The organism is Streptomyces sp. NBC_01635, assembly GCF_045209715.1.
GTDB classification, from domain to species: domain Bacteria; phylum Actinomycetota; class Actinomycetes; order Streptomycetales; family Streptomycetaceae; genus Streptomyces; species Streptomyces hirsutus.
The window spans coordinates 6207134-6233558 of record NZ_CP109277.1; the positions used below are offsets into that span (position 1 = coordinate 6207134).

Genomic DNA, 26425 nt, shown 5'->3' on the forward strand with positions numbered 1-26425 from the left:
ACAAGAACTTCCGGAGGATGAGCGTGCAGCAACATAGTGGGGGGCGACCCCCAAGCCCCCGCAGCGTGCTGCTCGCGGAGGTGGCCCGGGCCACCCAGCGGCTCGCCGACGCCGGCGTGCCCTCGCCGCGCACCGACGCGGAGGAGCTCGCCGCGTTCGTGCACGGCGTCAAGCGCGGCGCGCTGCACACGGTGAAGGACGCCGACTTCGACGCCCGCTACTGGGAGGTCGTCGCCCGCCGCGAGGCGCGCGAACCGCTCCAGCACATCACCGGGCACGCCTACTTCCGCTACCTCGAACTCCAGGTGGGGCCCGGGGTGTTCGTGCCTCGCCCGGAGACCGAGTCGGTCGTCGGCTGGGCCATAGACGCGGTACGGGCCATGGACGTCGTCGAGCCGTGCGTCGTCGACCTGTGCACCGGCTCGGGCGCCATCGCGCTCGCCCTCGCGCAGGAGGTGCCGCGTTCCCGCGTGTACGCCGTGGAGCTGTCCGAGGACGCCCTCGTGTGGACCCGCAAGAACATGGAGGGCTCGCGCGTCGAGCTGCGCCAGGGAGACGCCCTGACGGCCTTCCCGGACCTCGACGGCCAGGTCGATCTGGTGATCTCCAACCCGCCGTACATCCCGCTCACCGAATGGGAGTACGTCGCCCCCGAGGCGCGCGACCACGACCCCGAGCTGGCCCTGTTCTCCGGCGAGGACGGCCTCCAGCTCATCCGGGGCCTGGAACGCACCGCGCACCGCCTGCTGCGCCCCGGCGGCGTGGTCGTCGTCGAGCACGCCGACACCCAGGGCGGCCAGGTGCCGTGGATCTTCGCCGAGGACCGCGGCTGGACCGACGCCGCCGACCACCCCGACCTGAACAACCGGCCCCGGTTCGCCACCGCCCGCAAGGCGGTGCCGTGAGCGTCCGGCAGACTTCGACCACCCCAGCCGCATGTGTACGAGGAGGCCCGCCAGATGGCTCGGCGATACGACACCAACGACGCGACCGATCGCGCGACCGGTCTGCGTGAAGCCGCGTCCGCCGTCCGCCGTGGCGAGCTCGTGGTACTGCCGACGGACACCGTCTACGGCATCGGCGCCGACGCGTTCACCGGCGAGGCCGTCGCCGACCTCCTGGCGGCCAAGGGGCGCGGCCGCAGCATGCCCACGCCCGTGCTCATCGGCTCCCCGAACACCCTGCACGGCCTCGTCACGGACTTCTCCGAGCAGGCCTGGGAACTGGTCGACGCGTTCTGGCCGGGCGCGCTGACCCTGGTCGCCCGGCACCAGCCGTCCCTCCAGTGGGACCTCGGCGACACCCGCGGCACGGTCGCCGTACGGATGCCGCTGCACCCGGTCGCCATCGAGCTGCTCACCGAGGTCGGTCCGATGGCCGTCTCCTCGGCCAACCTGACGGGCCACCCCGCGCCGGAGAACTGCGACGCGGCGCAGGAGATGCTCGGCGACTCCGTCTCCGTCTACCTCGACGGCGGGCCCACCCCGGGCATCGTCCCCTCGTCGATCGTCGACGTCACGCGCCCCGTGCCCGTGCTGCTGCGCGAAGGCGCCCTCTCGCCGGAGGAGCTGCGCAAAGTGGTACCCGACCTCGAGGTGGCGAATTGACGGCCCCCGAGTCGGGGCGCGGCATAGGCAACGGGGAACGCAGCGCGGAGGAGACGACCACCTTCGGGTTTCCGCGCGACACCTTTCGCATCCTCCACGTCAGCACCGGAAACGTCTGCCGCTCGCCCATCACCGAGCGGCTGACCCGGCATTTCGTGAGTCAGCGGCTGGGCATCCTGGGCGGCGGGCTGATCGTGGAGAGCGCGGGCACCTGGGGGCACGAGGGCGCGCCGATGGAGTCCCACGCGGAGACCGTGCTGGCCGACTTCGGCGCGGACCCCTCCGGCTTCGTCGGCCGTGAACTGCTGGACGAACACGTGATCCGCGCCGATCTGGTGCTGACCGCGACCCGCGACCACCGCGCCCAGGTCATCTCCATGGGCCACTCGGCGGGCCTGCGCACCTTCACGCTGAAGGAGTTCACCCGCCTGGTGAACGCGATCGACCCGGCGACCCTGCCCACGCTGGACGAGGGCCTGGTCATGCGCGCCCGCGCCCTGGTCCGCGCCGCCGCCGCGCTGCGCGGCTGGCTGCTGGCACCGACCGTCGAGGCGGACGAGGTCTACGACCCGTACGGGGCGCCCCTGCCGTTCTTCCGCTCCATCGGCGACGAGATACACCAGGCCCTGGACCCGGTCGTCACCGCCCTCACGGGCGTCCCCACCCGCGCCTGACCGCTCCGCTCAGGGGACCGACCGCCGGCTCGGGCCACCGGTGTGCCCCGTACGAGCCGTCAGGGGTGTCCCGGGCATGAGGGAACGGGTCATGAGGACGTCGTCCCCCGGATGGTGTCCGGGGTTCCCCGGGAGGGTGTGACAGCCGAGCGGGGCGGGGGTGGCGGGCCTACATTGGTCCTACGTCAGCGTCGACGTCCGGGAGCCCACCATGACGGTCATCCACGCCCTCGAGGGCGAGTCCGGAGTTCTGCGCCGGCAGGACCCCGAACTCGCCGGGATCCTGCACGCCGAGCGGGAGCGGCAGGCGACCACGCTCCAGTTGATCGCCGCCGAGAACTTCACCTCACCCGCCGTGCTGGCCGTCCTCGGCTCACCGCTCGCCAACAAGTACGCCGAGGGATACCCGGGCGCCCGGCACCACGGCGGCTGCGAGATCGTCGACGTCGCCGAACGCCTCGCCGTCGAGCGGGCCAAGGCCCTCTTCGGCGCCGACCACGCCAACGTCCAGGCACACTCCGGCTCGTCGGCCGTGCTGGCCGCCTACGCCGCCCTGCTGCGCCCCGGGGACACCGTCCTCGCCCTCGGCCTGGCCCACGGCGGCCACCTCACCCACGGCTCGCCCGCCAACTTCTCCGGCCGCTGGTTCGACTTCGTCGGCTACGGCGTGGACGCCGAGACCGGCCTGATCGACCACACGCAGGTCCGTGCCCTCGCCCGCACCCACCGCCCCAAGGCGATCGTCTGCGGCTCCATCGCCTACCCCCGCCACATCGACCACTCCTTCTTCCGCGAGGTCGCCGACGAGGTGGGCGCCTACCTCATCGCGGACGCCGCGCACCCCATCGGCCTCGTCGCCGGGGGAGCCGCCCCCAGCCCGGTCCCGTACGCGGACATCGTCTGCGCGACCACGCACAAGGTGCTGCGCGGGCCGCGCGGCGGCATGATCCTGTGCGGCGCGGAGCTGGCCGAACGGGTCGACCGCGCGGTCTTCCCCTTCACCCAGGGCGGGGCCCAGATGCACACCGTCGCAGCCAAGGCGGTCGCCTTCGGGGAGGCGGCGACCCCGGCCTTCGCCGCGTACGCCCACCAGGTGGTCGCCAACGCGCGGGCCCTCGCCAAGGGCCTGGCCGACGAGGGACTGGCCGTCACCACCGGCGGCACGGACACCCACCTGATCACCGTCGATCCCGCCCCGCTCGGCGTCGACGGGCGCGAGGCCCGCGGCCGGCTCGCGGCGGCCGGACTGGTCCTGGACTGCTGCGCCCTGCCGCACGCCGACGACCGCGGGCTGCGCCTGGGTACCGCGGCGGTGACCACGCAGGGCATGGGGGAGGGGGAGATGACACGCGTCGCGGCTCTCATGGCGGGCGTGATCACCGGCGCCATGGACCCCGCGCGGGCCCGGGAGGACGTACGGCAGCTGGCCGCCGTCTTTCCGCCGTACCCGCGGTGAGCGGTTCCCGCACGGCCGGCGCCGGCGCGTTCGGACGGGTGACCGACCTCACACGGCTTTGGCGGGCGGACGGGCCGCGACCACGTCCGAAGGGCCCGGGAGCGAAACGGCCGACGGCTCGGCCGCGGTGTCCGCATGCGCACCCTGCGCGGGGTGCGCCAGGCGCGTCCGGGCCCCCTGGCCGTGGAAAGGGCGGCTCGGTCACGTGGTTCGACGCCGACGGTTCATCCCCCTTCTGTGACGACAAGCCGGTGCACAGCGCGCGGAAGCAGGTACCGGAAGGCGCCACCGTGGAGATCACGGTCTGTCGCCGCAACGGCGCCGACGGGGCGAGGAAGGACTGCGGATCCAGCTACGGCAAGGCCTTGACCGGAAGGAACCGGGACACGGCCGAGCACCGGGTCCCCGGGCGACGGCCGCCCCGGTGGGCCGCCCCTCGCGCAGGCGCTCCCGTCTGCTCCGCCTGCTCTGCCTGCGAGCGGGAGCGTGCACCGGCGGACGGCCGAGGAGGGCACGTTTGTAGGAGAATCCCCTAAAGGTGGTGGTCCCGGAGGGGGTTGCTCCGGCCCGGCCCCGTCCTGTGCCGGGGATCGCCGACAGTCACGACGGCTAAGGTGAGATGCCGACACACCAGTGACATCTGTGGGGAAGCCCGTGCGCGAATATCTGCTGACGCTCTGCATCACGGCCGCAGTGACGTACCTGCTCACCGGGCCGGTACGGAAGTTCGCGATCGTGGCCGGGGCGATGCCGCAGATCCGGGCGCGGGACGTGCACCGGGAGCCCACTCCGCGGCTCGGCGGGATCGCGATGTTCTTCGGCCTGTGCGCGGGGCTGCTGGTCGCCAGCCATCTGACGAACCTGAACGAGGTCTTCGAGAAGTCCAACGAGCCGCGCGCCCTGTTGTCGGGAGCGGCCCTGATCTGGCTGCTCGGGGTCCTGGACGACAAGTTCGAGATCGACGCCCTGCTCAAACTGGGCGCCCAGATGATCGCCGCCGGCGTCATGATCCTTCAGGGTCTGACCATCCTGTGGCTGCCCATCCCCGGTATCGGCACGGTCGCCGTCACTCCGTGGCAGGGGAACCTGATCACCGTGGCGCTGGTGGTCGTCACCATCAACGCGGTCAACTTCGTGGACGGACTGGACGGCCTCGCGGCCGGCATGGTGGGCATCGCGGCCACGGCGTTCTTCCTGTACAGCTACCGGATCTGGTACGGCTACGGCGCCGAGGCGGCGGCCCCCGCCACGCTGTTCTCCGTGGTGCTCATCGGCATGTGCGTCGGTTTCCTGCCGCACAACATGCATCCCGCCCGGATCTTCATGGGGGACTCCGGGTCGATGCTGATCGGTCTGGTCCTCGCGGCCAGCGCGGTGTCCGTCACGGGCCAGCTGGACGTCGAGGCGCTCAACGTCGACCTGGGCGGCGCACGGGAGACGACCCATGCGATGCTGCCCGTCTTCATCCCGCTGCTCATGCCGCTGACGATCATCGCGGTGCCCATGGCCGACCTGATCCTGGCCATCGTGCGGCGCACCTGGCGCGGCCAGTCGCCCTTCGCGGCGGACCGGGGTCATCTGCACCACCGCCTGCTGGAGATCGGCCACTCGCACAGCAGGGCGGTGCTGATCATGTACTTCTGGTCGGCGCTGATCGCCTTCGGCGCGCTCGCCTACTCGGTCAACTCGGCGTCCATGTGGATCGTGCTGAGCGTCGTCATCCTGAGCGCCATCGGTCTGCTGCTGCTCCTGCTGCCCCGGTTCACCCCGCGCGCCCCGATGTGGGCGCAGCACATCGTGCCACCGCGCTACCGGCGTCGCCGGGCCGCTGTGCGGGCCCCCCAGGCCGTTACCGAGGCAGGCACGGAAGAAGCCGCGGACACGGCCGCAGAGGCGGCCGAGCCGGAGGCGGGCGATCAGGATGCCGGCGGCCAACGAGCCCCGGTGACCGCCGGGATCTCCGGCGTCAACGGCGCGACCGCCCTGGGCCACCGCGCACGTGTGGGCGACCGGGGAAGGCCGGCGGCTCCCGCCGAAGGCACGGCCACATCACGGTCAAGGTAAGAATCCGACTAGAGCATTGCCAAGTCGTGGGGCTCCGATGGGGCACCCTTGGGGGTGCGAAGCGCCCTAATACCAGACAAGTGGACCTCTTGTGCTCCCTGGTGCCCGGACTCACTCTCCTGTGTGACCCCGTGCGGAGTCTTTAGGTAAAGACTGCATCAAATAGTTTGTGATACCGTTCACGAGTCTCGCCGGAGAGTGCCGAAGGACCGCAGTGCGACGGTTCGTCGGTGGGGGGAAATCACACTCCATCCGGGGGACTACGCTCGTCCCTGACGACCATCCTTTGCCCCCTGTTCCAAACATGCGGAGTTCCGCCATGCCGTCCAACGACGTCCGGATCCTGATTCAGGCCGCCGTACCCACCGCTGTCGTCGGTGCGGTCGCGGTCGCGGTCGGCGCTGCCGTCGAAGGCGGCAACGGGGCGATCGGAGCCGTCATCGGGGCGCTGCTCGTGATCCTGCTCATGGGCACGGGCCTGTACGTCCTTCAGTGGATCGCCAAGTCGATACCTCATCTGTTCCAGGCGATGGGACTGATGATGTACATGACGCAGATCTTGCTGATCTTCGTCTTCATCGCGCTCTTCAAGGACACGACGCTCTTCCACCCGAAGGTCTTCGCCCTCTCACTGCTCGTCTCCACCCTCACCTGGGTCGCCGCACAGGCGCGGGCCACGATGAAGGCCAAGACCTTCTACGTGGACCCCGCTCCGGCGGCGGTCGGGAACGCGGCGGAGAAGAAGGAGACACCGGAGCGGCCGTCGTGAGACGTAGGGCCGGGATAAGGGCGCATGACGGACCCTGCTATCGTCCGGTGCCAACTGCGGCATCGCGGGCGCGGGCATCCACGCTGACGCCTGTCACATCGCGAGGCGAGATGCCCCATCGCCGCCCCCCCATCCGTAACACCAGTCCCGTGCCGAACCGCGGCCCTGTGCCGCGCCGACACCACGAGGTTGCCGAATCCATGCGCCACGCTGAAGGAGCCCGCGGTGAGTGCTGACCCGACACAGGTGCTCGCCTTCGAGACCGACTGCCACATCTTCGACGGTTGTGGCTTCCCGTCTCCCGGGCTGCACTCGTTCCTGTTCGAGCCCCTGTGGGGCGACGGCGACAGCAGCGTGTACTTCAACAAAACGATGCTGCTGGCGCTGCTCGGCTCGATCATCATCGTCGGCTTCTTCTGGGCGGCGTTCCGCCGGCCCCAGGTCGTCCCCGGCAAGTTCCAGATGGTCGCCGAGGCCGGCTACGACTTCGTCCGCCGGGGCATCGTCTACGAGACGATGGGCAAGCGCGAGGGCGAGAAGTACGTTCCGTTCGCCGTAGCGCTGTTCTTCTTCGTCTGGATGATGAACCTCTGGTCGATCATCCCGCTCGCCCAGATGCCGGTGACGTCGATCTTCGCGTACCCGCTGGGGCTCGCGCTGGTCGTCTACCTGGTGTGGGTCTCGCTGACCTTCAAGCGCCACGGCTTCGTCGGCGCCCTGAAGAACTTCACCGGTTACGACAAGTCGCTCGGTGCCGCGCTTCCCGTCGTCATGCTGATCGAGGCCTTCTCGAACCTGCTCGTGCGGCCCTTCACCCACGCCGTGCGACTCTTCGCGAACATGTTCGCGGGCCACATCCTGCTGGTGCTGTTCACCATCGCCAGCTGGTACCTGCTGAACGGCATCGGGATCGCCTACGCCGGCGTCTCGTTCGTGATGGTCCTGGTGATGACCGTCTTCGAGCTCTTCATCCAGGCCCTGCAGGCGTACGTCTTCGTCCTGCTGACCGCTACCTACATCCAGGGCGCGCTCGCCGAGCAGCACTGAGCGTCCCGCTCCTGCCCCAGTCGTCCGGTGGCCCACTACTCCCACCGGCCCGTGAAGAAAAGGAAGAACCGGAATGTCCTACACCCTGGCCGCTGAAGTCCACGGCTCGATCGCTTCCATCGGTTACGGCATCGCCGCCTTCGGCCCCGGCATCGGCGTCGGCATCATCTTCGGCAAGGGCACCGAGGCCCTGGCCCGCCAGCCCGAGGCCGCCGGTCTCATCCGCGCCAACCAGATCCTGGGCTTCGCCTTCTGTGAGGCGCTCGCCCTGATCGGCCTGGTCATGCCGTTCGTCTACGGCACCTGATCAGCTGATCCGCGATCGGTTCACCAGACGAAAGGCACTCTGATATGAGCCCACTGCTTCATATCGCGGCCGAGGAGCTGCAGAACCCCCTCGTCCCGCCGATCCCCGAGCTCGTCATCGGCCTGCTCGCTTTCGTCATCGTCTTCGGCATCCTCGCCAAGAAGCTCCTCCCGAACATCAACAAGGTTCTGGAAGAGCGTCGCGAGTCCATCGAAGGCGGTATCGAGAAGGCCGAGGCCGCTCAGACCGAGGCACAGAGCGTTCTCGAGCAGTACAAGGCCCAGCTCGCCGAGGCCCGGCACGAGGCCGCGCGTCTGCGCCAGGAGGCGCAGGAGCAGGGCGCCACGCTCATCGCCGAGATGCGCGCGGAAGGCCAGCGGCAGCGCGAGGAGATCATCGCCGCCGGTCACTCGCAGATCGAGGCGGACCGCAAGGCCGCCGCGTCGGTGCTGCGCCAGGACGTGGGCAAGCTCGCCACCGACCTGGCCGGCAAGCTCGTCGGCGAGTCCCTCGAGGACCACGCCCGGCAGAGCCGCGTGATCGACCGGTTCCTCGACGACCTCGACCAGAAGGCCGAGGCCGCACGATGAACGGAGCGAGCCGCGAGGCCCTGGCCGCCGCACGCGAGCGTCTCGACGCGCTGACGGACTCCACGTCCGTGGACGCCGGCTCGCTCGCCGAAGAGCTGGCCGCCGTCACCGCGCTGCTCCACCGCGAGGTGTCGCTGCGCCGGGTTCTCACCGACCCGGCGCAGCCCGGCGAGACCAAGGCGGACCTGGCCCAGCGCCTGCTCGGCACCCAGGTCAGCGGCAACGCCGCCGACCTGGTGGCCGGCATGGTGCGCTCCCGCTGGTCGCAGCCCCGCGACCTGGTGGACGCACTCGAGGAGCTGGCCGACCTCGCCGACCTCACCGCCGCGCAGAAGGCGGGCGCGCTCGACACCGTCGAGGACGAGCTGTTCCGGTTCGGCCGGATCGTCTCCGCGAACAACGACCTGCGCGCCGCACTGACCGACCGCAAGGCCACCGCCCCGGCCAAGAGCGAGCTGCTGCACAGCCTGCTCGGACGCAGGGCGAACGCGACCACCGAGCGTCTGGTGACGCGTCTGGTCAACGCGCCCCGCGGACGTAGCCTGGAAGCGGGACTCGAGTCCCTGTCCAAGCTCGCCGCCGAGCGTCGCAACCGCATGGTGGCCGTCGTCACCTCCGCGGTGCCGCTGAGTGACACGCAGAAGCAGCGCCTCGGCGCCGCCCTCGCGAAGCTCTACGGCCGCTCCATGCACCTCAACCTCGACGTCGACCCCGCGGTCGTCGGCGGGATGCGGGTGCAGGTCGGCGACGAGCTCATCAACGGCTCCCTCGCGGACCGGCTGGAAGACGCGAGGCGCCGGCTGGCGGGCTAGCGCCGACGCGGCCCCGCGCATCACGCGGCGGACGCGGCAACTGAACACGTAGAACGTACCTACGGCCCTGGTTGGGCCGTGCAGAGGATTCACCTCTTTCCGGGGGGAGTCCACATCCCCCCAAAGTGAAACTTCGGGCCCAACAAGGAGAGCAGGGAACTCAGATGGCGGAGCTCACGATCCGGCCGGAGGAGATCCGGGACGCGCTGGAGAACTTCGTCCAGTCGTACAAGCCGGACGCGGCCTCGCGCGAGGAAGTCGGCACGGTCACCGTCGCCGGCGACGGTATCGCCAAGATCGAGGGTCTTCCCTCGGCCATGGCCAACGAGCTGCTGAAGTTCGAGGACGGCACCCTCGGCCTCGCCCTCAACCTCGAGGAGCGCGAGATCGGTGCCGTCGTCCTCGGTGAGTTCAGCGGCATCGAAGAGGGCCAGCCGGTCTCCCGCACCGGCGAGGTCCTGTCCGTCGCCGTGGGCGAGGGCTACCTCGGCCGCGTGGTCGACCCGCTCGGCAACCCGATCGACGGCCTCGGCGAGATCGAGACCCAGGGCCGCCGCGCCCTCGAACTGCAGGCCCCCACGGTCATGGACCGCAAGTCGGTGCACGAGCCGATGGAGACGGGCTACAAGGCCGTCGACGCCATGACCCCGGTCGGCCGCGGTCAGCGTCAGCTGATCATCGGCGACCGCGGCACCGGCAAGACCGCGCTGGCCGTGGACACGATCATCAACCAGCGTGACAACTGGCGCACGGGCGACGTGAACAAGCAGGTCCGCTGCATCTACGTCGCCATCGGTCAGAAGGGCTCCACCATCGCGTCGGTCCGCCGCGCGCTGGAGGAGAACGGTGCCCTGGAGTACACGACCATCGTCGCCTCCCCGGCGTCCGACCCGGCCGGCTTCAAGTACCTGGCGCCGTACACCGGTTCGGCCATCGGCCAGCAGTGGATGTACGAGGGCAAGCACGTCCTCATCATCTTCGACGACCTGTCGAAGCAGGCCGACGCCTACCGCGCCGTGTCCCTGCTGCTGCGCCGCCCGCCGGGCCGTGAGGCCTACCCGGGTGACGTCTTCTACCTGCACTCCCGTCTGCTGGAGCGTTGCGCCAAGCTCTCCGACGAGATGGGTGCCGGCTCGATGACGGGTCTGCCGATCGTCGAGACCAAGGCGAACGACGTGTCGGCGTTCATTCCGACCAACGTCATCTCCATCACCGACGGCCAGTGCTTCCTGGAGTCCGACCTGTTCAACGCCGGTCAGCGTCCGGCCCTGAACGTCGGTATCTCGGTCTCCCGCGTCGGTGGCTCCGCCCAGCACAAGGCGATGAAGCAGGTCTCCGGCCGTCTGCGCCTGGACCTCGCCCAGTACCGTGAGCTGGAGGCGTTCGCCGCCTTCGGTTCCGACCTGGACGCCGCGTCGAAGGCGCAGCTGGAGCGCGGTCAGCGTCTGGTCGAGCTGCTGAAGCAGGACCAGTACCAGCCGCTGGCCACCGAGGACCAGGTCGTCTCCGTCTGGGCCGGCACCACCGGCAAGATGGACGAGGTGCCGGTCGCCGACATCCGCCGCTTCGAGAAGGAGCTGCTCGAGTACCTGCACCGCAGCGAGCAGGGCCTCATGACCTCCATCCGCGAGGGCGGCAAGATGTCGGACGACACCCTCCAGGCCGTGGGCGACGCGGTCGCGGCCTTCAAGAAGCAGTTCGAGACGGGCGACGGCAAGCTGCTCGGCGAGGACGCTCCGGCCGCTGCCGCCAAGTGACGTTCAAGGAAGGGACCTGACTCATGGGAGCCCAGCTCCGGGTCTACAAGCGTCGCATCCGATCCGTCACCGCGACCAAGAAGATCACCAAGGCGATGGAGATGATCGCCGCCTCGCGCGTCGTCAAGGCGCAGCGCAAGGTGCGGTCCTCCACGCCGTACGCCGAGGAACTGACCCGTGCGGTCACGGCGGTCGGCACCGGTTCGGATGCCAAGCACCCGCTGACGACGGAGGCGGAGAACCCGACGCGTGTCGCGGTCCTGCTCCTCACGAGCGACCGCGGCCTCGCCGGCGCCTTCAACGCCAACGCGATCAAGGCGGCGGAGCAGCTGACCGAGCGTCTCGAGCGTGAGGGCAAGGAGGTCGACACGTACATCGTCGGCCGCCGTGGTCTGGCGCACTACAACTTCCGCGAGCGCACGGTCGTGGAGTCGTTCACCGGTTTCACCGACGAGCCCTCGTACGCGGACGCCAAGCAGGTCGCGGCGCCGCTGATCGAGGCCATCGAGAAGGAGACGGCGGACGGCGGTGTGGACGAACTCCACATCGTCTACACCGAGTTCGTCTCGATGATGACGCAGGCCGCGGTCGACTCCCGGATGCTTCCGCTCCGCCTCGACGAGGTCGTGGAGGAAGGGGCGTCCGGCAAGGACGAGATCCTTCCGCTGTACGACTTCGAGCCCTCGGCGGAGGACGTCCTCGACGCCCTGCTGCCGCGCTACGTGGAGAGCCGCATCTACAACGCGCTGCTCCAGTCGGCCGCTTCGAAGCACGCCGCCACGCGGCGCGCGATGAAGTCGGCCACCGACAACGCGGGCGAGCTGATCAACACGCTCTCCCGTCTTGCCAACGCGGCCCGCCAGGCCGAAATCACCCAGGAAATCAGCGAGATCGTCGGTGGCGCAGGCGCTCTGGCCGACGCAAACGCGGGGAGTGACAATTAATGACCACCACTGTTGAGACCGCGACGGCCACGGGCCGTGTCGCCCGGGTCATCGGCCCGGTCGTCGACGTGGAGTTCCCCGTCGACGCGATGCCGGAGATCTACAACGCCCTGCACGTCCAGGTCGCCGACCCGGCGAACGCGGGCGAGCTCAAGACGCTGACGCTCGAGGTGGCCCAGCACCTGGGCAGCGGCCTGGTGCGCACCATCTCCATGCAGCCCACCGACGGCCTGGTCCGCCAGGCCCAGGTGACCGACACGGGCTCGGCCATCTCCGTCCCCGTCGGCGACTTCACCAAGGGCAAGGTGTTCAACACCCTCGGTGAGGTGCTGAACAGCGACGAGTCCTACACGGGCGAGCGCTGGCCGATCCACCGCAAGGCGCCGAACTTCGACGAGCTCGAGTCGAAGACCGAGATGTTCGAGACCGGCGTCAAGGTCATCGACCTGCTCACCCCGTACGTCAAGGGTGGCAAGATCGGCCTGTTCGGCGGTGCCGGTGTCGGCAAGACGGTGCTCATCCAGGAGATGATCTACCGCGTCGCCAACAACCACGACGGTGTGTCCGTGTTCGCCGGCGTCGGTGAGCGCACCCGTGAGGGCAACGACCTCATCGACGAGATGAGCGAGTCGGGCGTCATCGACAAGACCGCCCTGGTCTTCGGCCAGATGGACGAGCCGCCGGGCACCCGTCTGCGCGTCGCGCTGGCCGGCCTCACCATGGCCGAGTACTTCCGTGACGTCCAGAAGCAGGACGTGCTGTTCTTCATCGACAACATCTTCCGCTTCACGCAGGCCGGTTCCGAGGTCTCGACCCTGCTCGGCCGGATGCCCTCCGCGGTGGGCTACCAGCCGAACCTGGCCGACGAGATGGGTCTCCTCCAGGAGCGCATCACCTCGACCCGCGGTCACTCGATCACCTCGATGCAGGCGATCTACGTCCCCGCGGACGACCTGACCGACCCGGCGCCGGCCACCACCTTCGCCCACCTCGACGCGACGACGGTGCTCTCCCGTCCGATCTCCGAGAAGGGCATCTACCCGGCCGTGGACCCGCTGGACTCCACGTCCCGCATCCTGGACCCGCGCTACATCGCGCAGGACCACTACGACACGGCCATGCGGGTGAAGAACATCCTGCAGAAGTACAAGGACCTGCAGGACATCATCGCGATCCTCGGTATCGACGAGCTCGGCGAGGAGGACAAGCTCGCCGTCCACCGTGCCCGTCGCGTGGAGCGCTTCCTGTCCCAGAACACCCACGTCGCCAAGCAGTTCACCGGCGTGGACGGTTCGGACGTGTCGCTGGACGAGTCGATCACCGCGTTCAACGCGATCTGTGACGGCGAGTACGACCACTTCCCGGAGCAGGCGTTCTTCCTGTGCGGTGGTATCGAGGACCTGAAGAACAACGCCAAGGAGCTGGGCGTCTCCTGAGCCCCGTGCTCGCGTGACCCGGTCGGGGGGCGGGCACCGTCCCGCCCCCCGATCCACGCCCATTAGACTTGTAACCCACACCCGGCGGACCTGCCGGGTGGTGACCCGAGGAGCCATCTTGGCTGCTGAGCTGCACGTCGCGCTGGTCGCGGCCGACCGAGAGGTCTGGTCCGGCGAGGCCACCCTGGTCGTCGCGCGCACCACGTCCGGCGACATCGGCGTCATGCCCGGTCACCAGCCGCTGCTCGGTGTGCTGGAGTCGGGCCCGGTGACCATCCGTACGAGCGAGGGCGGAACGGTCGTCGCCGCGGTGCACGGCGGTTTCATCTCGTTCGCGGACGACAAGCTGTCGCTGCTGGCGGAGATCGCCGAGCTGTCGGAGGAGATCGACGTCCAGCGCGCGGAGCGGGCGCGCGAGCGCGCGAAGTCGGAGGAGAACACTTCGGCGGAGCGTCGCGCGGACGTCCGACTGCGTGCCGTGACGACGGGGCGCTGAACGACCGAGGTACCTTCCGGGCCGTCTAGGCTCTGGGGGGAGCCGTACGATGACGTCACTCAGCCGCGGCTGGGACCGGAGCGATCCGGACCCGGTCGCGGCTGAGGCAGATCTGGATGATTTTTCCGTTCCGTTACCTAGGAGACGAGGAGGTCGGTGTCGATGGTCCTCGCTCTGACTGTGTGCGGAAGTGTCGTGGCTCTCGTAGTGGTGGGACTCTTCGTCTTCGGACTGCGCCGCCGCCTCATCCAGCGTTCCGGCGGGACCTTCGACTGCAGCCTGCGCTGGGACGCTCCGGAACCGGGCGACTCCGGCGGCAAGGGCTGGGCGTACGGGGTGGCCCGCTACAACGGCGACCGGGTGGAGTGGTTCCGCGTCTTCTCCTACGCGCCGCGTCCGCGGCGCGTCCTGGAGCGTTCGGAGATCGAGGTGGCCGGCCGCCGGGTGCCCGAGGGCGAGGAGGAACTGGCGCTGCTGTCCGACGCGGTGATCCTCGCCTGCCTGCACCGGGGCAGGCGGCTGGAGCTCGCGATGAGCGACGACGCGCTGACCGGTTTCCTCGCCTGGCTGGAGGCGGCCCCGCCCGGCCAGAGGGTGAACGTCGCGTAGAGCGACGTTCAGGGCCCCGCTGGGTGGGGGTGCCCCCGGCAGCGGAGCTGTTGGGGGAGGGTGAACGTCGCGTAGAGCGATGTTCAGGGCCCCTCCCCCTGGCAGCGGAGCTGTTGGGGGAGGGTGAACGTGGCGCAGCCGGGCGCGGGCACGCGGATGCTCCCCCGGACGGGGTCCGGGGGAGCACGGTTGCCGCGGACCTGCCGGTTACCTCAGGCCGCTGTCGATGGCGGTGGCCAGCTCGCCGTTCGCGGTGTCACCGCTGAACTCCCAGAAGAAGGCGCCGCCCAGACCCTGGCTCTTGGCCCAGCTCATCTTGCCGGCGATGGTGGCGGGGGTGTCGTAGGACCACCAGTTGTTGCCGCAGTGGGCGTAGGCCGTGCCGGCGACGGTGCCGGTGGCCGGGCAGCTGTTCTTGAGGATCTTGTAGTCCTCGATGCCGGCCTCGTAGGCGCCGGGTGCCGGGCCGGTGGCCGCGCCGCCGGGGGCGGCCTGGGTGACGCCGGTCCAGCCGCGGCCGTAGAAGCCGATGCCGAGCAGCAGCTTGCTCGCCGGGACGCCCTTCGCCTTCAGCTTGGAGATCGCGGCCGCGGAGTTGAAGCCGTCCTGCGGGATGCCGTTGTACGAGGTCAGCGGCGAGTGGGGGGCCGTGGGGCCGTCCTTGTCGAAGGCGCCGAAGTAGTCGTACGTCATCACGTTGTACCAGTCGAGGTACTGGGCGGCGCCGCCGTAGTCGGCCGCGTCGATCTTGCCGCCCGAGGAGCCGTCAGCGGTGATCGCGGCGGTGACCAGGTAGTCCTTGCCGAACTCGGCGCGCAGGGCCTGGGAGAGGTTCCTGAAGGCCGCCGGACCGCTGGTGTCGCAGGTGAGGCCGCAGGCGTTCGGGTACTCCCAGTCGATGTCGATGCCGTCGAAGACGTCGGCCCAGCGCGGGTCCTCCACGACGGCCTTGCAGGACTTGGCGAAGGCGGCCGGGTTCTGCGCGGCCTGGCCGAAGCCGCCGGAGTAGGTCCAGCCGCCGAACGAGTACAGCACCTTGATGTGCGGGTACTTCGCCTTCAGCTGGCGCAGCTGGTTGAAGTTGCCGCGCAGCGGCTGGTCCCAGCTGTCGGCGGTGCCGCTGACGGACTGGTCCGCGGTGTAGGCCTTGTCGGTGGCGGCGTAGGCGTCGTCGAGCTTGCACTGGCCGTTGGTGACGTTGCCGAACGCGTAGTTGATGTGGGTGATCTTGGCGGCCGAGCCGGACGTCACCAGGTTCTTGACGTGGTAGTTGCGGCCGTAGACGCCCCACTCGGTGAAGTAGCCGAGCTTGACCTTGTCGCCGGTGGGCGGCGGTTCCTCGGTGTTGCCGGTGGTGCGGACCCGCACCGAGCCGCTGACCGGGCCGGTCTGGTCGGCGGTGTCACGGGCCTGCACGCTGTACGAGTAGTCGGTGCCCTTGCGCAGGCCGCTGTCCGTGTACGAGGTGCCGGTCACCGTGGCGACCTTGGCGCCGTCGCGCAGGACGTCGTAGTTCTTGACGCCCTTGTCGTCGGTGGCCGCGGACCAGGACAGCCGTACCGAGGTGTCCGTCACGTTGGAGGCGGAGGGCGTGCCGGGCGCGGAGGGCGCCGCGTCGCCGGGGACGGAGGTGCCGTCGCAGCTGCCGCCGTTGAGCTTGCAGCCGGCGGGGGCGCCGGTGCCGGAGCCGTTGAAGCCGAAGCTGACGGAGGCGCCGGGGGCGAGGGTGCCGTTCCAGGACTTGTTCTTGCCGGTCCAGTGGTTGCCCGAGGACGTCACGTCGGCGTCCCAGGCGGAGGTGACGGAGGTGCCGGAGGGGAAGTCCCACTCGACGGTCCACGAGTTCAGGGTGGTGGTGCCGGTGTTCTTCACCGTCCACTTGCCCTCGAAGCCGGAGCCCCAGTCCTGGGTCTTGGCGTAGGTGGCGGTGGCGGACGTCGCGGCCTGGGCGGGGCTCGCGAGGGCGACGAGGGCGGAGAAGGGGAGGAGGAGGGTGGCGAACCCGGCCACGGCTCTGTGTCTGAAGCGCATGCTGCGCCTCCTTTGTGGTGACGGATGTCGTCGGGGGTATGACTGAGCCATCACACCCGCGGTGCCGTGAGGATAGAAAGGTCTGGACCACGGGTCAATAGGTCTGGACCACCAGGCCGTTATGACCCCTGGACACCCAACTCCTGGGCCAGTACCGCGGCTTGCACCCGACTGCGCAGGCCCAGCTTCCCCAGCAGACGGCTGACGTGCGTCTTCACCGTGGCCTCCGCCATGTCGAGGCGCTCGGCGACATCGGCGTTGGACAGGCCCTCGCCGAGACAGCCCAGCACCTCCCGCTCGCGCCGGGTGAGGGAGTCCAGCACCGCCGGATCGGCCGTGGACGCGCGGGCGGGCTTCGCGGCGAACTCCGCGATCAGCCGCCGGGTGACGGCCGGGGCGACGATCCCCTCACCACGCGCCACCGTGCGCACGGCCGCGATGAGGTCCTTCGCCTCCGTGTTCTTCAGCAGGAACCCCGAGGCACCGGCCCGCAGCGCCCCGAAGACGTACTCGTCGAGATCGAAGGTGGTCAGCACCAGCACGTCGGCGAGCCCCTCCGCCACCACCTGCCGGGTGGCCGACACCCCGTCCAGGCGGGGCATCTGCACGTCCATCAGCACCACGTCCGGCCGCAGCTCACGGGCGAGCGCCACCGCCTGCTCACCGTCCGCCGCCTCGCCCGCCACCTCGATGTCGGGCGCACTGCGCAGGATCAGCACCAGTCCGGCCCGGACGGCGGACTGGTCCTCGGCGACCAGGACGCGGATCATTCGGTCTCTCCTCGGAAAGCGGGCGCGGGGGCGGCGGCCGGGGCGCCCGTGGGGGTGTCGGCGAGGGGCAGGGAGGCGCGCACGACCCAGACCTCGGGGCGCGCGGGGTCGCTGCCGTCCTCCGGGCCGGCCGCGAAGGTGCCGTGCAGCAGGGCGACCCGCTCCCGCATCCCCACCAGGCCGGCCCCGGAACCCGGGGCGCGCGGGGCGTCCCGGGCGCCGTACGGGCTGACCACGCGGATGTCCAGGGCGTCGGCCGCACGGCGCAGCCGCACGGTGACCGGCCCCTTGTCGGCGTGCTTCAGCGCGTTGGTCAGCGCCTCCTGCACGATCCTGTACGCGGCGAGCTCCACCGGCGGCGGGACGACGCCGTGCCCGGCGTCGGGCAGGGGGTCGAGGACGACCTCCAGGCCGTTGGTGCGGGCCCCCTCCGCCAGGGCGCCGAGACCGTCCAGGGTCGGGGTGGCGGCCGGCTCCCGGTCGTCGGCGCGGTCGCGCAGGATGCCGATGAGACGGCGCATCTCGGCCAGTCCCTGGACACTGTTCTCCCGGATCACGGTGAGCGCGTTCCGGGAGGCGTCCTCGTCGTCCAGGGAGAGCGCGGCCGTGGAGTGAATGGCGATCGCGGACAGGTGGTTGGCGACCATGTCGTGCAACTCCCGTGCCATCCGAGCGCGTTCCGCGGTCACCGCCTGGGTGCGGTCCATCTCGGCCAGCAGCGCGGTCTGTTCGGCGCGCAGCCGGGCGGCCTCGGCGGCCTCCCGGTGGTTGCGCACGATCAGCCCGGTCGACGCGGGCGTGAACGCGACGCCGCCGATGATCAACCCGACCAGCAGCGCCTCGGGCACCCGCCACAGCGCGTACGGCACCAGCGTCCCCACGACCGTGAGCAGCGCGGTGAGCCGGGGGAGGAGGCGGGCGGCGGTGGGAGTGCCGTACAGGACGGCGGCGTACATGAGGTCGGTGTACATGATGATCGTGGCCAGGCTGCCCTGGGTGAGACAGTCCGCGAGCAGCGCCGCGGTGCCGGTGATCAGCGCGATGCGCGGGGCACTCCGGCGCAGCAGCTCGCAGCCGGCGATCACGGCGAGCGGCAACAGGACCGGCCACCGGCCGTCGAAGACCACGTAGCTCGCGTCGGCGGGCCGCATGCCCAGCCCGATGCCCCACAGCAGCAGCCCGCCGAGCAGTCCGGCGAGCGACGCCCACACGTCGAAGCGGTGGGGCCGGGGGAGTCGTAGGGCCATGACCCCATCCAACACGCTGCGCGCGGCCACCGCCTGATGCCCGAGAACGTTCCTCGGGGCCGCTGGACTGCATCTTTCGATGTACAGGCAGTTCGTCGTCGGCGACGACGCCGACGGCCGGTGCGCGCGGGAGCCTGAAAGGGTGACCGAGAGGAGCGAACCGTGATCGTCGCCTTGATCGCCGCCTGCGAGATCGGCTTCTGGGTGCTGCTGGCCGCCGGACTGGCCTTCCGCTACCTGCTGAGAATGCCGCGCACCGGCCTGGCTCTGCTGCTGTGCGAGCCGCTGCTGGAGGTCGTCCTGCTGGTCGCCACCGCGCTGGACCTGAAGAACGGTGCCGAGCCGGGCTGGGCGCACGGCCTGGCCGCGCTCTACATCGGCTACACCGTCGGGCACGGCCACCGCACCGTGAAGTGGCTGGACGGCCATGCCGCCCACCGCTTCGGCGGCGCCCCGAAACCGGCCGGACCGCCGCGCTACGGCACGGCCCGCGCCCGGTACGAGACGAAGCTGTGGCTGGGCACGCTGGCGGGCGCCGCCGTGGCCGTCGCGCTGCTCCAGCTCGCCGTCTGGTACGTCGGTGACGCGAGCCGCACCGGCACGCTGGAGGACTGGCGCTTCGCCGCGCTGCGCATCGCAGGGATCCACGGACTGGTGGCGCTGGCCTACTGGATCTGGCCGAAGAAGGCCCCGGTGGGCGACCGGCGGGCGGACCGGGACGGTCGCGCGGACACGAAGGAGGACGTCCGCCGGTGATCACCGGCGGACCCGGGGCGCGTCCTCCCGCCCGGATCGGGAGCGTGCGCCCTTCAGCGCTCCCCGCCCGGCACCCACAGCACGTCGCCGGTCTCCTTGTTGGCGATGCGCGCCAGGATGAACAGGAGGTCGGAGAGGCGGTTGAGGTAGGTGGCGGTGAGGGGGTTCATCGTGTCGCCGTGCGTCTCCAGCGCGGTCCACGTGGAGCGTTCCGCGCGGCGGACCACCGTGCACGCCTGGTGGAGCAGGGCGGCGCCCGCCGTCCCGCCCGGCAGGATGAACGAGCGGAGCTTCTCCAGCTGCCCGTTGAAGCGGTCGCAGTCCGCCTCCAGCCGGTCCACGTAGAACTGTTCGACCCGCAGCGGCGGGTACTCCGGGTTCTCCACGACCGGTGTCGACAGGTCCGCGCCCACGTCGAACAGGTCGTTCTGGACGCGGGTGAGGACCTCGACGACCTCCGTCTCCAGGCCGCCCAGGGCGATCGCGGTGCCGATCACCGCGTTCGCCTCGTTGGAGTCGGCGTAGGCGGAGATCCGCGGATCGGTCTTGGGGACCCGGCTCATGTCGCCCAGGTTCGTGGTGCCCTGGTCGCCGGTCCTGGTGTAGATACGCGTCAGATTGACCATGAGGCCCACCCTAGTTGCGCCCCGGCGTGAACGGCACGGCGGCAAGGCGGGTCCGGACACCACGACGGGCGGGTCCCGGTGCGGGCCCGCCCGTCGTGCCGTCCGGCTTCGGTGCGCCGGACCGGTCCGTCAGATCCCGCAGGTGGGGGCCGACCAGTACGGCGACGGGTCGTGGGCCACGTGGACGTGGTCGTTGTGGCCGGGGTAGCCCGGGCCGAGGATCTCCGAGAAGCCGTGGGTCCTGCTCTGCTTGGCGAGGGTGCAGAAGCTCGGCGAGCCGACCAGGTCGGCCGCGTCGCCGTAGAGGTGACGGCTGGTCGAGGAACCGCCGACCGCGTTGTTGCAGGCGTAGGAGCGGAAGCCGCTGGAGATGGTGATCGGCACGTCGCCGAGCTGGCGCCGCATGGCCTCCAGCTTCCACATGGTCTTCAGGGCGTTCGCCCTGGCGGTGGCCGCCGGGACCGCGCCGCCCGACCAGTCGGAGTTGCACTTGTTGAGTTCGGCGTAACTGAAGTGGACCGGTGTGCAGTCGGAGTCCTGGAGTGCGTAGATCTTGTTGAAGGTCGCCGGTCCGGCCACGCCGTCCGCGGCCAGTCCGTAGGCCGCCTGGAACTTCTTGACGGCGGCGGCGGTGCGGGCGCCGTACTGGCCGTCGTAGGAGAGCCGTTCGCCCGAGGTCACCCAGCCCGCGACCCGGATCTGCAGCTGGGTCACATCGCTGCCGGAGGAGCCCTGGGACAGGGAACGGTTCCAGGTGTAGCAGTCGTCGGCGTGCGCCGTGCCCGCGGTGGCACTCACACCGAGGACCGTACCCGCCATGACCATGACAAAAGAGAGAAGGATGCGTGCCGTGCGTCCGAGCATGAGGGCCTCCCGGCTGTCGGTCGGTGGATGAGGTGGCGCCGCCGGCCGGACGGCGACCGTCGACCAGCGTGCGCCACGTAGCTACGCGCGTCAACAAGGCGCCCGTGAAACAGGGGAGTTGGTGACGGGGAGATCCGGTGAGCGAACCGTGCCGCCCGCCGCCGTCCGGGAGTGGCGCCGGAGCCGGGAACGGTACGGTCCTCGGGCGTGACGGGTGTCTCACGGCGTGAGACGTGACACGCATTACTAACCCCTCACACATCCGCTCACGGACGCTAGTGTCCGCGAGTGACAGACATGAACAGTGCGTGAGCGTTTCGAAGGGGAGTCGCACAGTGGCACGGAAGCTCGCCGTCATCGGGGCCGGCCTCATGGGATCCGGAATCGCCCAGGTCTCCGCCCAGGCGGGCTGGGACGTCGTTCTGCGCGACGTCACCGACGAGGCGCTCGCGCGAGGCACCGGCGGGATCAAGGCGTCGTACGACAAGTTCGTGAGCAAGGGCAGGCTCGAGGCCCACGACGCCGACGCGGCCCTCGCCCGGATCACCGCGACCACCGACCTGGACGCCTGCGCCGACGCGGACGTCGTGGTCGAGGCGGTCTTCGAGAAGCTCGAGGTCAAGCACGAGATCTTCCGTGCCCTGGACGGGATCGTGCGCGAAGACGCCGTCCTCGCCTCCAACACCTCCGCCATCCCGATCACCAAGATCGCGGCCGCGACGCGGCATCCGGAGCGGGTCGTCGGCGTCCACTTCTTCTCGCCGGTGCCGATGATGCAGCTGTGCGAACTGGTCCGCGGCTACAAGACCAGCGACGAAACCCTCGCCACCGCACGGGAGTTCGCCGAGTCGGTCGGCAAGACCTGCATCGTCGTCAACCGCGATGTGGCCGGCTTCGTGACCACCCGTCTCATCTCCGCCCTCGTCGTCGAGGCCGCGAAGCTCCACGAGTCGGGTGTGGCGAGCGCCGAGGACATCGACCTGGCCTGCAAACTGGGCTTCGGTCACGCCATGGGACCGCTGGCCACCGCGGACCTGACCGGCGTGGACATCCTGCTGCACGCCACCGGCAACATCTACGCCGAGTCCCAGGACGAGAAGTTCGCCGCCCCCGAACTGATGCGCCGGATGGTTGACGCCGGTGACATCGGGCGCAAGAGCGGGCAGGGCTTCTACACGTACTGATCATCCCGAACACCCCGGTCGGTCACACGCAGGGGTGAATTCGGTATCGGTTCGCTTACACGGGGCAACCTCCGCGGGCTCCACACAGTCAGAGGTTGCATCACCGGCATCACGAAACGTGGAGCACGAGACGCACGCACCGGGGAGCGCATATGCACATCAGGGGCGACCACGCCGAGCTGGTCGTCGGGGGCCGCCTCGACGTCCGCAGCGCGGCGGACGCCCGTACGGTCCTGCACGCGGCCGTCGACGGCGGAGTCGGCGACCTGCTGCTGGACCTGTCCGAACTGGACTCCTGGGACGCCACCGGACTCGGCGTGATCATGGGGGCCCACCGGCGGGCCGGCCGCTGCGGCCGGCGTCTGGTGCTGCGCGACGTACCGCCGCAGATGCAGCGCCTGCTGGTGGCCACCCGGCTGCACCGGATCCTGGCGATCGAAGGAGGTATCGGGGTGGACACGCTGCCCCGTGTATGAGGCGCGGGACGGGAGCCGCCGGACGGGACGGGACGGACGGGCGGACCCGGGCCGACCTCGGCGGACCGTGCGACGCGCGCACAATCCTCACGAGACCGTGACGTCCCGGACCGCCCGGTACCCCGAGCTGTCGTAGATACTGAACGAAGCTTTAGGGTTCGGCTGCCCGCTGCCTTGCAACCCTCGCGCGGGACCGGACCAGAAGCGACAGCGCGGTGTGCAGCGACGCCGGGAGTCCGAGAACAGGACCCAGGCACACAACGCTTTTGGGGGCTAGGACCTATGGACTCGAACAACCCGGGACCCGAGGAGTACGGTCGCGACGGCGACGGGCACGCGCCGCGCCAGCGCCCGCCCAGGGATCCCCTCGCATCCGACTTCGGACCGCCCGCGCTCGCCCGCGCGGTGCAGCTCGTCTCCGGTGACTTCCTGCTCACCGTCAACCCCGTCGACGGCAGCGAGATAGAGCCCTGCCCGCCCGCCGAGCGGCCCGCCCGCCCGGCGAAGCTGACGGAGGCCGAGCGCGCCGGGGCCGACCGCGCCGCGCAGCCGCCCGTCCCGCCGGGACCCGCGCAGCCCGTGCTGCCGCTGCTGGCCCGTGAAGGCGAGCGCGAGAAGCTGGTCCGGCTGCTCGCCCGCGGCCGCTCCGTGCTCCTCACCGGGCCCGCGGGCTCCGGCCGCACCCGGCTGCTCGACACCGTCGCCGAGGACTGCGCGGACCTCGCCCCCGACGGCGTCGTCCGTCTGAACGGCCATCGCCGCAGCAGCGACGACCTGCTGTACGACCTCTTCTACGCCGTCCACGGCGCGCCCCTGCACCGGCCCGGCCGGAAGGAACTGGCCGACTGCCTACGGGAGGTCGGCGCGGTCGTCGTCCTGGACGACCTCGGGTTCGGCGGCGACGCCCTCGACGAACTGCTGGACGCCACCCCCGAGTGCGCCTTCCTGCTCGGCGCCACCCCGGACGTGCCGGCCCCGTCCGCCGGCTCCGGCCTCGAGGAGATCACCCTCGAGGGCCTCGACCGTGCGGCCGGCCTGGAACTGCTGGAGCACGCCGCCGGCCGGCGCCTCACCGAGGACGAGTCGAACTGGGCCGGCGACCTCTGGTTCGAGTCCGAGGGCCTGCCGCTGCGCTTCGTCCAGGCCGGCGCCCTGCTGCGGCAGCGCGACCGGCTGCGCGTCGGCACCAGCGCCGTCGACGAGTTCGGTGTCTTCGAGGACACCCCGCCCGAGGACCTGCCCGACGGCGCCGTCGAGGGCGACGAGATCCCGCTGCCCTCGCTCGGCGAGGCGGCCGCCCCCGCCCCGCTGCTCGCCTCCCGGCTCAGCACCTCCGCCCGGGCCACCCTGCGGTTCGCCGTCGCGCTCGGCGGCGAATTCCCGCACCAGGCACACCTGCCCGCGCTGGTCGGCGACACCCACGCCGACGCCGCTCTCGGTGAACTGGCCGCGTGCGGACTGGTCTCCGCTGCCGGCTCCCGCTACCGGCTCGCCGCCGGTGTGCCGGCCCAGCTGGAGGCCGCCGGGTACACCGACGACATCGAGGCACAGGCCCGTACCGCCGCCCAGCACTACGCCTGGTGGACCGGGCACCCCTCGGTCACCCCGGAGCGGGTCTGCGCCGAGGCCGACGCCGTGCTCGCCGCGCTCGGCCTGCTGTCCCCGCCCACCTCGGCCGGCGGCGAGGGCGAGCCCAGCACCGCCGTGCAGCTGGCCCGCTCCGCGGCGCCCGCGTTCGCCGCAGGCCTGCACTGGAGCGCCTGGGAACGGGCGCTGCGGGCCGGCGCCGAGGCCGCCCGGCACGCCGGGGACGTGGCGGAGGAGGCCTACTTCCACCACGAGCTCGGCATCCACGCCCTGTGCACCGGTGACCTCGACCGTGCCCGCGCCGAGCTGGAGGCCTCCATCGGCCTGCGCGGGGTCCTCGCCGACAAGCGCGGCACCGTCGCCGGACGCCGCGCGCTGGCCCTGGTGGCCGACCTCTCGGGTATCCCGATGGCGCTGCTGCCCACCGTGGGGGAGGAGGTCCCCGACGCCCATTACGAGGAGTCGGTGTCGCCGCCCCGCGGGGTGCCGACGGCCTTCCCGGAGCTCCAGCCGCCCGCCGATGTCGGGCTGCTCGTCCACCGCACCGAGCCCGTGCCCCGGCCCGTGCCCGCGCACAAGGCGGGCACCGGACTGAAGGGCCTGGCCCGGCGCAACCTCGTGGCGGCCGGCGCGGGCGCGCTGCTCGTCGCCGTGCTGGGCACGGTGGTCACCCTGGGCGCCACCTCGGAGAACGACGCGGGCACCCCGTCGGGGGACGTCGGCGTCAACCCGTCCGCGAGCCAGGGCGTCGACGACGGCAGCCTGGGCGCCGACCCGCGGGCCGACGAGAACGGCGACACCGGGGACGCCACCAGCCGGCCGACCGACCCCGGCCCGGACGGCACCCTCGGCACCTCGGACGACCCGACGCCGACGGCCACCGAGTCGGGCGAGGCCTCGGACGACCCGAGCGGCACGAAGGAACCGGACGACCCGACGACCGGTACCGAGCCGACGAAGCCCACCGATCCGCCGGCCTCGTCCTCCAAGCCGCCGACCTCCAGCAAGCCGGCCGAGCCCACGGACGACCCGACGGAGCCCACCGAGGAGCCGACCGACCCGACGACCGAGCCGACGGTCGAGCCGACGGACGAGGAGCCCCCGCCGCCGGAGACGTCCAACTCCGCCAGCGGTCCCGCCCCGTCCACCCCGGCGGAGACGGAGTCGCAGGCGAGCAGTTCGGCGAGCGTCCCGCAGAGCGGCGACGAGGGCACGCCCAGCGGCTCCGGGACGACGGTGATCTGACGGACGTGTGCTCCGCACGGAAGGGCCGGACTCCCGAGAGGAATCCGGCCCTTCGCGCATGCCGTGGCGTCGGCGCCGTGACGCCGGCCACCGCGGTGACGGTCAGAACAGGCGCAGCTTGTCGTCCTCGATGCCCCGCATCGCGTCGTAGTCGAGGACCTGGCAGCCGATGCCCCGGTCGGTGGCGAGCACCCGGGCCTGCGGCTTGATCTCCTGGGCGGCGAACACACCACGCACCGGGGCGAGATGCGGATCGCGGTTCAGCAGCTCCAGATAGCGCGTGAGCTGCTCGACTCCGTCGATCTCACCACGCCGCTTGATCTCCACCGCGACGGTCCGCCCCTCGGCGTCGCGGCAGAGGATGTCGACGGGGCCGATGGCGGTCATGTACTCGCGGCGGATGAGGGTGTAGCCCTCGCCGAGCGTTTCGATGCGGTCCGCCAGCAGTTCCTGGAGGTGCGCTTCCACGCCGTCCTTGATCAGGCCGGGATCGACCCCCAGTTCGTGCGAGGAGTCGTGGAGGATCTCCTCCATCGTGATGATGAGTTTCTCGCCCGCCTTGTTGACGACGGTCCAGACCCCCTCCTCGTCGCCGGTGCCCTCCTTGAGCGCACAGGGCGGCGACATCCAGTTCAAGGGCTTGTAGGCCCGGTCGTCGGCATGGATCGACACGCTGCCGTCCGCCTTGACCAGGATCAGACGGGGTGCCGAGGGCAGGTGCGCGGTGAGCCGCCCGGCGTAGTCCACGGAGCAGCGGGCAATGACGAGACGCATGGTCGGCAACGCTACTCGACGGGCCGGGGTCGATGCGATTCGCCCTCACGGGCACTCCGCCGGCGCACGCGCGCAGCACCGCGGCAGGCCCCGCGCAGCAGCCGCACAGCCCTCGCGGCCGACTCACAGGAGCCCCTCAGGACCCTCGCGGCGCGTCCTGTATCTCCTGGAAAACGCGTGTTCGGCGATGGCCGATTACCTGCCTAAAGGAAGTCCCACATCCGGGGATTCGCCTGGTGCGGTCACGGTCCGTTGCTTACGGTATTGAACGGGAGGTCGCAAGGTGTGTACGCAGCG

The 26425-nt window shown here is 70.7% G+C and carries 25 protein-coding genes; 19 read left to right on the forward strand and 6 right to left on the reverse strand.

The genetic code is table 11. The features are described 5' to 3' along the window. The first annotated feature begins 17 nt into the window (after positions 1-17). From prmC to OHB56_RS29050, 15 genes are all read left to right on the forward strand, one after another. Positions 18-905 (forward strand): peptide chain release factor N(5)-glutamine methyltransferase, encoded by an 888-nt coding sequence (gene prmC / locus OHB56_RS28980; RefSeq protein WP_406356471.1) that lies wholly within the window; start codon positions 18-20, stop codon positions 903-905. A gap of 54 nt (positions 906-959) precedes the next feature. Then, positions 960-1607, forward strand: coding sequence for an L-threonylcarbamoyladenylate synthase (locus tag OHB56_RS28985; RefSeq protein ID WP_055591789.1), 648 nt, complete (start codon positions 960-962; stop codon positions 1605-1607). Beyond that, positions 1604-2281, forward strand: a complete 678-nt coding sequence (locus tag OHB56_RS28990) for a protein-tyrosine-phosphatase (RefSeq protein WP_055591778.1) — start codon at positions 1604-1606, stop codon at positions 2279-2281. Before OHB56_RS28985 ends, OHB56_RS28990 begins: the two co-directional genes overlap by 4 nt. 211 nt (positions 2282-2492) lie before the next feature. Continuing rightward, positions 2493-3737, forward strand: a complete 1245-nt coding sequence (gene glyA / locus OHB56_RS28995; RefSeq protein WP_406356473.1) for a serine hydroxymethyltransferase — start codon at positions 2493-2495, stop codon at positions 3735-3737. Positions 3738-4391: 654 nt separating this feature from the next. Beyond that, positions 4392-5801, forward strand: a complete 1410-nt coding sequence (locus OHB56_RS29000) for an MraY family glycosyltransferase (RefSeq protein ID WP_326754784.1) — start codon at positions 4392-4394, stop codon at positions 5799-5801. 319 nt (positions 5802-6120) lie between these two features. Beyond that, positions 6121-6570, forward strand: a complete 450-nt coding sequence (locus tag OHB56_RS29005) for a hypothetical protein (protein ID WP_406356475.1) — start codon at positions 6121-6123, stop codon at positions 6568-6570. A 225-nt stretch (positions 6571-6795) separates the two neighbouring features. Further along, positions 6796-7617, forward strand: a complete 822-nt coding sequence (gene atpB / locus OHB56_RS29010) for a F0F1 ATP synthase subunit A (RefSeq protein ID WP_406356477.1) — start codon at positions 6796-6798, stop codon at positions 7615-7617. A gap of 73 nt (positions 7618-7690) precedes the next feature. After that, positions 7691-7924, forward strand: a complete 234-nt coding sequence (gene atpE, locus OHB56_RS29015) for an ATP synthase F0 subunit C (RefSeq protein WP_326754787.1) — start codon at positions 7691-7693, stop codon at positions 7922-7924. 44 nt (positions 7925-7968) lie between these two features. Next, positions 7969-8514, forward strand: a complete 546-nt coding sequence (locus OHB56_RS29020) for a F0F1 ATP synthase subunit B (RefSeq protein ID WP_055591772.1) — start codon at positions 7969-7971, stop codon at positions 8512-8514. Then, a complete protein-coding gene (locus OHB56_RS29025) occupies positions 8511-9326 on the forward strand; it encodes a F0F1 ATP synthase subunit delta (protein ID WP_326754788.1) in 816 nt (271 codons plus the stop codon). Before OHB56_RS29020 ends, OHB56_RS29025 begins: the two co-directional genes overlap by 4 nt. A gap of 164 nt (positions 9327-9490) precedes the next feature. Then, positions 9491-11083, forward strand: a complete 1593-nt coding sequence (atpA, locus tag OHB56_RS29030; RefSeq protein ID WP_406356480.1) for a F0F1 ATP synthase subunit alpha — start codon at positions 9491-9493, stop codon at positions 11081-11083. A gap of 23 nt (positions 11084-11106) precedes the next feature. Continuing rightward, positions 11107-12027 carry a F0F1 ATP synthase subunit gamma gene (locus tag OHB56_RS29035; protein WP_326754790.1) on the forward strand — a complete coding sequence of 307 codons (921 nt, stop codon included), beginning with the start codon at positions 11107-11109 and terminating at the stop codon, positions 12025-12027. Beyond that, positions 12027-13463, forward strand: coding sequence for a F0F1 ATP synthase subunit beta (gene atpD, locus OHB56_RS29040; protein ID WP_326754791.1), 1437 nt, complete (start codon positions 12027-12029; stop codon positions 13461-13463). The genes OHB56_RS29035 and atpD overlap by 1 nt, the downstream gene beginning before the upstream one ends. 118 nt (positions 13464-13581) lie before the next feature. Then, positions 13582-13959 (forward strand): F0F1 ATP synthase subunit epsilon, encoded by a 378-nt coding sequence (locus OHB56_RS29045; RefSeq protein ID WP_326754792.1) that lies wholly within the window; start codon positions 13582-13584, stop codon positions 13957-13959. A 162-nt stretch (positions 13960-14121) separates the two neighbouring features. Further along, positions 14122-14568: a DUF2550 domain-containing protein gene (locus OHB56_RS29050; protein ID WP_055626254.1), complete on the forward strand. Its 447-nt coding sequence runs from the start codon at positions 14122-14124 to the stop codon at positions 14566-14568. A gap of 207 nt (positions 14569-14775) precedes the next feature. Here the strand turns inward: OHB56_RS29050 and OHB56_RS29055 are convergent, their stop codons facing one another. From OHB56_RS29055 to OHB56_RS29065, 3 genes are all read right to left on the reverse strand, one after another. Next, a complete protein-coding gene (locus OHB56_RS29055; protein WP_406356483.1) occupies positions 14776-16599 on the reverse strand; it encodes a glycosyl hydrolase family 18 protein in 1824 nt (607 codons plus the stop codon). Positions 16600-16718: 119 nt separating this feature from the next. Next, complete coding sequence (locus tag OHB56_RS29060) at positions 16719-17369, reverse strand: response regulator (RefSeq protein ID WP_406356485.1); 651 nt, start codon at positions 17367-17369, stop codon at positions 16719-16721. Beyond that, positions 17366-18616, reverse strand: a complete 1251-nt coding sequence (locus OHB56_RS29065; RefSeq protein WP_406356487.1) for a sensor histidine kinase — start codon at positions 18614-18616, stop codon at positions 17366-17368. The genes OHB56_RS29060 and OHB56_RS29065 overlap by 4 nt, the downstream gene beginning before the upstream one ends. 162 nt (positions 18617-18778) lie before the next feature. Between OHB56_RS29065 and OHB56_RS29070 the strand changes: the two genes are divergently transcribed. Next, positions 18779-19372 (forward strand): hypothetical protein, encoded by a 594-nt coding sequence (locus OHB56_RS29070; protein ID WP_406356489.1) that lies wholly within the window; start codon positions 18779-18781, stop codon positions 19370-19372. A gap of 53 nt (positions 19373-19425) precedes the next feature. Here OHB56_RS29070 and OHB56_RS29075 read toward each other — a convergent pair whose 3' ends face one another. Together OHB56_RS29075 and OHB56_RS29080 are read right to left on the reverse strand one after the other, a co-directional pair. Further along, positions 19426-19998, reverse strand: coding sequence for a cob(I)yrinic acid a,c-diamide adenosyltransferase (locus OHB56_RS29075; RefSeq protein WP_326754799.1), 573 nt, complete (start codon positions 19996-19998; stop codon positions 19426-19428). 129 nt (positions 19999-20127) lie between these two features. Next, positions 20128-20862: a D-Ala-D-Ala carboxypeptidase family metallohydrolase gene (locus OHB56_RS29080; RefSeq protein WP_055593453.1), complete on the reverse strand. Its 735-nt coding sequence runs from the start codon at positions 20860-20862 to the stop codon at positions 20128-20130. A gap of 335 nt (positions 20863-21197) precedes the next feature. On the opposite strand from OHB56_RS29080, the gene OHB56_RS29085 reads away from it, so the two are divergent. The 3 genes from OHB56_RS29085 (at position 21198) to OHB56_RS29095 (ending at position 25354) form a co-directional block, all read left to right on the forward strand. Further along, positions 21198-22046, forward strand: a complete 849-nt coding sequence (locus OHB56_RS29085) for a 3-hydroxyacyl-CoA dehydrogenase family protein (RefSeq protein WP_055593452.1) — start codon at positions 21198-21200, stop codon at positions 22044-22046. Between the two features lie 152 nt (positions 22047-22198). Next, positions 22199-22522, forward strand: a complete 324-nt coding sequence (locus OHB56_RS29090; protein ID WP_055625854.1) for an STAS domain-containing protein — start codon at positions 22199-22201, stop codon at positions 22520-22522. A 282-nt stretch (positions 22523-22804) separates the two neighbouring features. Beyond that, positions 22805-25354, forward strand: coding sequence for an ATP-binding protein (locus OHB56_RS29095; protein WP_406356492.1), 2550 nt, complete (start codon positions 22805-22807; stop codon positions 25352-25354). A gap of 102 nt (positions 25355-25456) precedes the next feature. Here the strand turns inward: OHB56_RS29095 and nucS are convergent, their stop codons facing one another. Continuing rightward, positions 25457-26128, reverse strand: a complete 672-nt coding sequence (gene nucS / locus OHB56_RS29100; RefSeq protein ID WP_055625852.1) for an endonuclease NucS — start codon at positions 26126-26128, stop codon at positions 25457-25459. Positions 26129-26425: the final 297 nt, after the last annotated feature.

Coding starts and splice junctions, on each gene's coding strand:
- prmC (WP_406356471.1), top strand. CDS start 18: ATGAGCGTGCAGCAACATAGTGGGGGGCGACCCCCAAGCCCCCGCAGC.
- OHB56_RS28985 (WP_055591789.1), top strand. CDS start 960: ATGGCTCGGCGATACGACACCAACGACGCGACCGATCGCGCGACCGGT.
- glyA (WP_406356473.1), top strand. CDS start 2,493: ATGACGGTCATCCACGCCCTCGAGGGCGAGTCCGGAGTTCTGCGCCGG.
- OHB56_RS29005 (WP_406356475.1), top strand. CDS start 6,121: ATGCCGTCCAACGACGTCCGGATCCTGATTCAGGCCGCCGTACCCACC.
- atpE (WP_326754787.1), top strand. CDS start 7,691: ATGTCCTACACCCTGGCCGCTGAAGTCCACGGCTCGATCGCTTCCATC.
- OHB56_RS29020 (WP_055591772.1), top strand. CDS start 7,969: ATGAGCCCACTGCTTCATATCGCGGCCGAGGAGCTGCAGAACCCCCTC.
- OHB56_RS29025 (WP_326754788.1), top strand. CDS start 8,511: ATGAACGGAGCGAGCCGCGAGGCCCTGGCCGCCGCACGCGAGCGTCTC.
- atpA (WP_406356480.1), top strand. CDS start 9,491: ATGGCGGAGCTCACGATCCGGCCGGAGGAGATCCGGGACGCGCTGGAG.
- OHB56_RS29035 (WP_326754790.1), top strand. CDS start 11,107: ATGGGAGCCCAGCTCCGGGTCTACAAGCGTCGCATCCGATCCGTCACC.
- atpD (WP_326754791.1), top strand. CDS start 12,027: ATGACCACCACTGTTGAGACCGCGACGGCCACGGGCCGTGTCGCCCGG.
- OHB56_RS29050 (WP_055626254.1), top strand. CDS start 14,122: ATGGTCCTCGCTCTGACTGTGTGCGGAAGTGTCGTGGCTCTCGTAGTG.
- OHB56_RS29055 (WP_406356483.1), bottom strand. CDS start 16,599: ATGCGCTTCAGACACAGAGCCGTGGCCGGGTTCGCCACCCTCCTCCTC.
- OHB56_RS29060 (WP_406356485.1), bottom strand. CDS start 17,369: ATGATCCGCGTCCTGGTCGCCGAGGACCAGTCCGCCGTCCGGGCCGGA.
- OHB56_RS29065 (WP_406356487.1), bottom strand. CDS start 18,616: ATGGCCCTACGACTCCCCCGGCCCCACCGCTTCGACGTGTGGGCGTCG.
- OHB56_RS29075 (WP_326754799.1), bottom strand. CDS start 19,998: ATGGTCAATCTGACGCGTATCTACACCAGGACCGGCGACCAGGGCACC.
- OHB56_RS29080 (WP_055593453.1), bottom strand. CDS start 20,862: ATGCTCGGACGCACGGCACGCATCCTTCTCTCTTTTGTCATGGTCATG.
- OHB56_RS29090 (WP_055625854.1), top strand. CDS start 22,199: ATGCACATCAGGGGCGACCACGCCGAGCTGGTCGTCGGGGGCCGCCTC.
- OHB56_RS29095 (WP_406356492.1), top strand. CDS start 22,805: ATGGACTCGAACAACCCGGGACCCGAGGAGTACGGTCGCGACGGCGAC.
- nucS (WP_055625852.1), bottom strand. CDS start 26,128: ATGCGTCTCGTCATTGCCCGCTGCTCCGTGGACTACGCCGGGCGGCTC.